Below are 6,068 nucleotides of genomic sequence, written 5' to 3' on the forward strand. Positions count from 1 at the left end.
GCAAAATGGACATCAATACCGACGCGATCGACGAGGTTGTCCTCGCGCTGCTCTACCTGAATTTATGTGGGGAGAATCGTGCGTGGCGGAGCTTTGACTGGGACGCATTGAACCGTCTGCACGAGAGAGGGCTCATCGGGGATCCGGTGAACCGCGCGAAATCGGTTTGGCTAACGGAGGAGGGCTTAGGCGAGGCCGAGCGGTTGTTCACTAAATACTTCGTCCGCCCTGGCGGCTAACAATTGGATACCTGGCGCATGTGATCTATAGCTCGCAATACCACAAGGGCTGCGCTTGCGGGCAAGTCGGGCGCCAGATTTTGCATCGAAAGGATGCAAGGTAGTGAACTTTCCGGTTTCTTAACGCTTTGATTTGTAAGGGTAATTCTCAGTTCAGCGCCAGATTTTGCACGGAAAGTACGATTACCCCTTCATAGACCTGGCACGCAACCAGCACCAACGCTTCCTCGGCGATTGCGGCGGTTGTCCGGTGTCGCGTACCAATCCTGCTGCTGGGGGCGAGCTCGACGTGCTTTGTCGAAACCGGGCTGGAGCCGGAGCCTCGCGGTCGTACCTCTTAGTCAGCAAATATCGTTGTGGCGCCGGCATACGACAGGAGCGACGCGGATGCTGACAAATGAAGGGCGAGCAGTGCTACTCGCCATCGGCATCTCCCATCCCTTCCGCCAGAACCGGCTGCCGGCCGGTGCGGCGCCGGTTCTATGCCACTGGGGGCGTTTTGTATGCCGTCTAGCGGGGGATCTGGTAGTGCCGGATCGTCACGGTGCCGTCGAGTTGCTCCTCCAACTCGAGCGCTTGGTTAATCAGGTCTGGCACCTCCCGCAGCCTTTCCAGGAGCATACCGAAGAGCTTCTGCTGGCAAGCCACGGTCATGGCGCCGGAAGTGCTCAGGCAAATCAATCCCGGATGGATCTCTGCCTTTCCATACAACCCGCCTTGCCCGTCCCGCCCGCGAAAATCGACCGCGTTGTGTGTCACCAGCACATAGTCCTGCGCGATCGCATACTCCATGACCTGCGGGTCCTGAGTTCCCAACAAGCCGCGATCGCGCAAGCAAGTCGCATCCCAATAGCCAGCGTCCACCGCCTGCCTGGCCAGCCCTGGCCACAGGCATTCGTCGATCAGCAGCTTGACGGTCACCGGGCCCCCACCACCTTGCTGTCCAGCAATTTCCAGCCGACCGCAGTATCGGACAAGCGTCGCGGGCGCCCCGGCCGCGGATGCGTCTGCAGATAGATTTTGGCGTGATCAATAAGGGGCTGAGTCAGGAAGGAGTAGCCCTCCTGCCACTGCACCAGCGTGTCACCGGCCTCCAGCGCCTCGAGCACGGTCGCGATCGGCAGACGGGTGCCCCGAAAGCACGGTGCGCCGCCCAGAATTTCCGGATCAGATACGATCTCGTGCTCGGCCTGCATCAGGTGCTCCGCGCGCTCGCAGGCCCCCCAGAGGTAGCGATCAAACGAAACGCTTAGGTCCTCATCCCGCACAACCCAGTCGAAGTCAAGCTTGAGCCGGTTGCACGTCAACGCCAGGACATCGGCGGCAGCGGGGCTGCGAGAGACACGATCGATGATCGCTTCGATTGCCCAGAGGCGGGTGGTACGCGTCAGCTTGGGGCCAGTGCTCAGAAAGAAGCACGCGAGCGGCGCCGCGAATGGCGCCATGCGGCGGCCGTTGTCGCGCGTGACCAAGCTGTCAGGCAATACGTGCTCGTCGACCAGACGGTTGATTTCCTTGTCGGTGGCATTGGCCAGGTATGCGACCTGAGCCACGGACACTGCTCGTTCGGTGGCCATCTTGAATCCCTCCTGCAAAATACTTCCGTGCACCCGGGAAACATTTTAACAGGAGACTGCCGGCGCTGTCATAGCGATATGGAGGGTCGGCCGGAATTCGTGACGTGAAAAATCCGCCACATCTCCGGCAACTCACTGATTTGTATAGAAAATCAGCTGTTCTCGATGCGCAGGAACGGACGCGGTGGGTGCCAAGGCAGGCTACGGCACAGCAAGCGTTTGCGCCGACAGCCCGGTGGCAATGCCGCCGCTAGAAGGGCATCTCATCGAAGACGGGTGCGGACGGTGCAAGCTTGAAAGTCCTGAGCCAGCCTTTCAGATTTTTAATGTCTTCGAACGCGGCAAGATCATGCTCAAGGGTTCGAATATTGAGCCGGAGATCCTTCATGTCTGCGGCAAGGTTTCGTAGGACCGTCTCTGGCGATAGGTCGTCGAAAGGATCGATTCCATAGCTGTGCCGGAACGCGGTTTCGACATACTGGATCTCCTGATCCAGTTCGCGAACTTGCTCCTTGAGGATCGTGTTGTAGTGCTTCAGCCGATCTTCGCTGATGCCGTTGATCGAATGCTGGTCGATGTGTTCCAGCTCCAGTTGTAGCTCCAACAACTGCAGCAGGTTGTTCTTGTTGTAGGCCTCGTTGACGCGCTGCATCAGTTTGGTCTTCCGCTCGCGCTCCTGCGGGTCGGTTTCGCGGTCCGGATGCAGGGCGCTGGCCAGCTTGCGATAGACCTCGCGGATGGAGAGGCTGATCTGGGCCTGCTCTTCCTGCGCGCGTGCCTCTGCCGCAAGCTGCTTGGGGGATTTTTTCCGATTGGCGCGGCGCGCTTCGCGCGCAGCGGCTTCAGTGGTCGCTTCCGCTTGCTGTTGCTCCATGTGTGCTTGGGCGCGTTGGAGCAAGTCTTCTGGCGAACTCATGTCCACGTCGTCGCCCAGTTCGACACCTAGCACGGCCTCCAGCATGGATTTCATGCTGTCGATTTCGGCAGCGGTTTCGCTGTCGTAGTCAGTCGTACTGTACTTGTTGTAGATGGCTTTCAGGCTGTCATCTTCACCTGCCAGATCGCCTGCCAAATTCGTGATCACGGCGGCAAGTTTGCGGCGCTCTGCCTTGGTCAGTCCCTTGTGCTCGTAGGCGCGGTCAAGACAATGCACCATCTGGATCTGCATATCGGTCGAGGTCTGCTCAAGCGGCAGGAAGTCGTTGACATACCGCTGTTGGAACGTTGCGGTGACAGATTCCCAGGCACGCAGCCGCAGGCGGCGCTTCTCGATCTGCTTAATCAGCGAGTTGAACGTCTTTTGCCCTTTTGATAGGGTGGACCGGTTGTGAGCGGGCGCGATGCTGACAGACTGGTGGTTGATCCTGGCCATGAGATGGATTTGCGCGAAAAAGCGGGCGGAAAGCGAAGTCTGTCCGCATTCTAGCCGATGCGTGGCGGATGGAAGCACCTAGCGCAGGCTCAATATTCGCAGTCCTATATCGATAACGAGAACGGCGCCTGGCCGATATCGAACAACGTGATTGAGAATTCGATCAGGCCGTTCACCGTAGGGCGCCGGAACTGGCTCTTCTGTGACACCGTGGCTGGCGCGAACGCCAGCGCGAATCTGTACTCGATCATTGAGACCTGCAAGGCCAATGGCGTCGATACGTACCGCTATCTCGTCGCCTTGTTCAAGGCGCTGCCGCTCGCGAAGACCGCTGACGACTACGAGGCCTTGCTGCCTTGGAATCTCAAGACATCCGCTGTTTAGCCGACCTCGCATCCGGCCGCAAGAGGCGTTGTTAGTCGACCGCTTACCCTGCAGGGGCCCGATCCCGGGCGTTCTTGCTGAACGACAACTGGGACGACTGGTTTACCTACAACACGATGTACTGGCAGCGTGCGGCAGGATCGCGAAGGCACCATCAAGGAGGCAAGATGGACATCAATACCGACGCGGTCGAAGAGGTAGTCCTCGCGCTGCTCCATCTGAACCTGTGCGGGGAGAATCGTGCCTGGAAGCGCCTTGACTGGAACGCGTTGAGTCGGCTGTACGACAAAGGATTCATCGGGGATCCGGTCAACCGCGCGAAATCGGTGTGGCTGACCGACGAAGGCCTACAGTCGGCTCGAGCTGGGGTAATCTTCGTGCAAAAATCTGGCGGTGACCCAGAAAAATCCATTTCAAATCAAACAGTTGACGACTAATCGAATTCGCTGGAACGCGTCCTTCGGATGATCTGGCGCTTCCGCCTTTTGCCAGCAGCATAGAATCCTAGAGCCCTTCTCGAGGGTCTGCGCTCGAAGCTTATTATGTCGAAGGCTGGCTTGTCGCCCTAGCCTTGTGCGGAACAACATGGGAACATGCCGGACACCAATATCGATGGCTTCCAGCCCCATCAGATCCCTATTCAGCAGATCGCCTTATTCAAATCTGATAGGCGGGGCTACTCGCATGAGGAAAAGGAAAGCGATACCGCAGATCCCCAGTAGCACAGAAATTGAAAGAAACCATAGATTGAGTGTACCTGATTTAACAACCCATGCCACGAATCCTGCAAAGAAGAAATATACGCTTGCTATGCCATAGCGTGAACTAAGGATCTTTTTTGTAATGATAATGGGGTCGAAAAATTTGATGCCAGGCCCCAATGCTGCTGCTGCTGACATCTCTACTGCCATGCTTCGCGATATGTTTTTCGCGCCCTTTATTTTTCCTCGAACTTTGAATTCGGTGGTTTCCTGGCCAGTGTGCACAATTTGTACAATAAAGTAATCCCGATAATCTAAGTAGTCGAAGCTTATTTTGGAAAAGGGGTGAAAAAGATCGTCTGCAGCCCCCACAGAGGCGGCGCAAGACTCACTAGAGGACTTCGTTACTCGGATGTCTAGAATTCTTTCGCCGTCTGGAAGAGTGATCCTCAGTGGGTCCACTTCGGAAAAATCGTTTCTATTGATGGTGTTGCGGCCTTCATTCCAAAACAAAATTTTCGTCACACAAATTCGGTTTTGTGTCTGCCCTCTGAATTGGACTTCCAGCCCGTCAAGCGCACCTGCCAGCCCATCGATCAGAACTTTACTCCTCACCCCGTAAAAAGGTTCTTTGTCTCTTTTGGATTTGAAGTAGAGTACAAAGGAAATAATCAGTGAGATTGCTCCAATTATAAATCCAGCCATGCCGAAGAGAGGATTCTCGACAATTGTTTTGATCAGAATAATATCCATTATCGGTTAGTTATAAGGTATGACCGAGGACCGACTCGGTTCTATTCGAGAGATTAACCATGAAAGGTGACATGTCGTAAACCCCCTTTTAAGTAGGGAGCGGTGGCGGCGACCGGGGAGCAGCGCTTCCCGGTCGACCATCCCTCCCGCTTTCGCCGAGGCATAGACGGGGCTTTGGGTCCCCGCTTCCGCGGGGAATACTTCCGTGCCGCAAGCATGATAATCGGCAGCATTCCAAAAACTGACATCTACCCGTGCCAATGAACTCGGGCCCATCGGAACAGAAAGTTGCGAATGCGGCGACAGTCATACGACGATCCGCAATCAAAAGTCGCTTGGGGTGTGGACGATGAGCGGTGTAGTAAGCCGCGCCAGAAGCCGAGCGGCAGCAGCGCCTTGTCGTGCCGGTGGCGCAACACGGCGCCGCGGTCGCGCTCGGCAAGCGCCGTCTCACCGGCGGCATCGAGCCAGCGCACGACCTGGTCCAACTGGGCGAGCTGCAGCGGTTTGGCACGCTTTTCCTTGGCGGGGTGCAGCGCCTGGATGCCGCGGAACACCTTGCGCACCACTGGCGCCTTGGTCGGGTCGGGGAAGCCCTGCTCGAGATGCCATTGCGCCAGGGCGGCCAGGCGCTGCCGCAGCGTGTTGACCGACAGCGTCTCGGCATGGTCGGCCAGGTAGCGCGCGATGCTGTCGGCGGTCGCCGGTAGGAAGCCGCCCCAGCTGACCTCGAACCGCCGATTGGTAGCTTTGCCGCGTGTTGTCGCGGGTGGCGGCGCGCAGGTACTGGTCGAGCTGGCTCATCGGGGCTCCTGTCGCTGGCCGAAGACCATATTACGGGTCATAGCGGCCCAAGCCAGCCGAATTTGCACATGACACCGGATAACGCCGCCTTATCCGGTGTCAGTTCCCCCTCAAATCATCGTTGTCATGCGCCCGCTTTTGTTATGTAATTACGTGGTATGTAAGTATTCACGAGAAACGGATTTCAAACTTTGAGCCGTAGCCGGAGAGAAGTTTCTCGATCTCGGCGTCGATGGTG

7 protein-coding genes and 1 pseudogene are annotated in these 6,068 nt (G+C 57.1%); 4 read left to right on the top strand and 4 right to left on the bottom strand.

Annotated features, from left to right (window positions below):
• The first annotated feature begins 5 nt into the window (after window positions 1-5).
• Window positions 6-239, top strand: coding sequence for a DUF6429 family protein (locus J8I34_RS29540; RefSeq protein WP_115737110.1), 234 nt, complete (start codon window positions 6-8; stop codon window positions 237-239).
• Between the two features lie 510 nt (window positions 240-749).
• On the opposite strand, the gene J8I34_RS29545 is transcribed toward J8I34_RS29540, so the two are convergent.
• The 3 genes from J8I34_RS29545 to J8I34_RS29555 all read right to left on the bottom strand — a co-directional run bounded on the left by J8I34_RS29545 (window position 750) and on the right by J8I34_RS29555 (window position 3,188).
• Window positions 750-1,160, bottom strand: a complete 411-nt coding sequence (locus J8I34_RS29545; protein WP_209807709.1) for a DUF5615 family PIN-like protein — start codon at window positions 1,158-1,160, stop codon at window positions 750-752.
• Window positions 1,157-1,816 carry a DUF433 domain-containing protein gene (locus tag J8I34_RS29550; RefSeq protein WP_209807711.1) on the bottom strand — a complete coding sequence of 220 codons (660 nt, stop codon included), beginning with the start codon at window positions 1,814-1,816 and terminating at the stop codon, window positions 1,157-1,159. Before J8I34_RS29550 ends, J8I34_RS29545 begins: the two co-directional genes overlap by 4 nt.
• 250 nt (window positions 1,817-2,066) lie before the next feature.
• Complete coding sequence (locus tag J8I34_RS29555) at window positions 2,067-3,188, bottom strand: J domain-containing protein (protein ID WP_209807713.1); 1,122 nt, start codon at window positions 3,186-3,188, stop codon at window positions 2,067-2,069.
• Window positions 3,189-3,302: 114 nt separating this feature from the next.
• Here J8I34_RS29555 and J8I34_RS29560 point away from each other — a divergent pair.
• Both J8I34_RS29560 and J8I34_RS29565 read left to right on the top strand, forming a co-directional pair.
• A pseudogene (locus J8I34_RS29560) lies at window positions 3,303-3,572 on the top strand (transposase domain-containing protein); the annotation flags it as partial.
• A 167-nt stretch (window positions 3,573-3,739) separates the two neighbouring features.
• Window positions 3,740-4,009 carry a DUF6429 family protein gene (locus tag J8I34_RS29565; protein ID WP_245176229.1) on the top strand — a complete coding sequence of 90 codons (270 nt, stop codon included), beginning with the start codon at window positions 3,740-3,742 and terminating at the stop codon, window positions 4,007-4,009.
• A gap of 216 nt (window positions 4,010-4,225) precedes the next feature.
• Here J8I34_RS29565 and J8I34_RS29570 read toward each other — a convergent pair whose 3' ends face one another.
• Window positions 4,226-5,026, bottom strand: a complete 801-nt coding sequence (locus tag J8I34_RS29570) for a hypothetical protein (protein ID WP_209807715.1) — start codon at window positions 5,024-5,026, stop codon at window positions 4,226-4,228.
• Window positions 5,027-5,427: 401 nt separating this feature from the next.
• On the opposite strand from J8I34_RS29570, the gene J8I34_RS29575 reads away from it, so the two are divergent.
• Window positions 5,428-5,736, top strand: coding sequence for a hypothetical protein (locus J8I34_RS29575; RefSeq protein WP_209807717.1), 309 nt, complete (start codon window positions 5,428-5,430; stop codon window positions 5,734-5,736).
• The last annotated feature ends 332 nt before the right edge of the window (window positions 5,737-6,068 follow it).

It is taken from the genome of Cupriavidus phytohabitans, from assembly GCF_017815025.1.
Taxonomy (GTDB): domain Bacteria; phylum Pseudomonadota; class Gammaproteobacteria; order Burkholderiales; family Burkholderiaceae; genus Cupriavidus.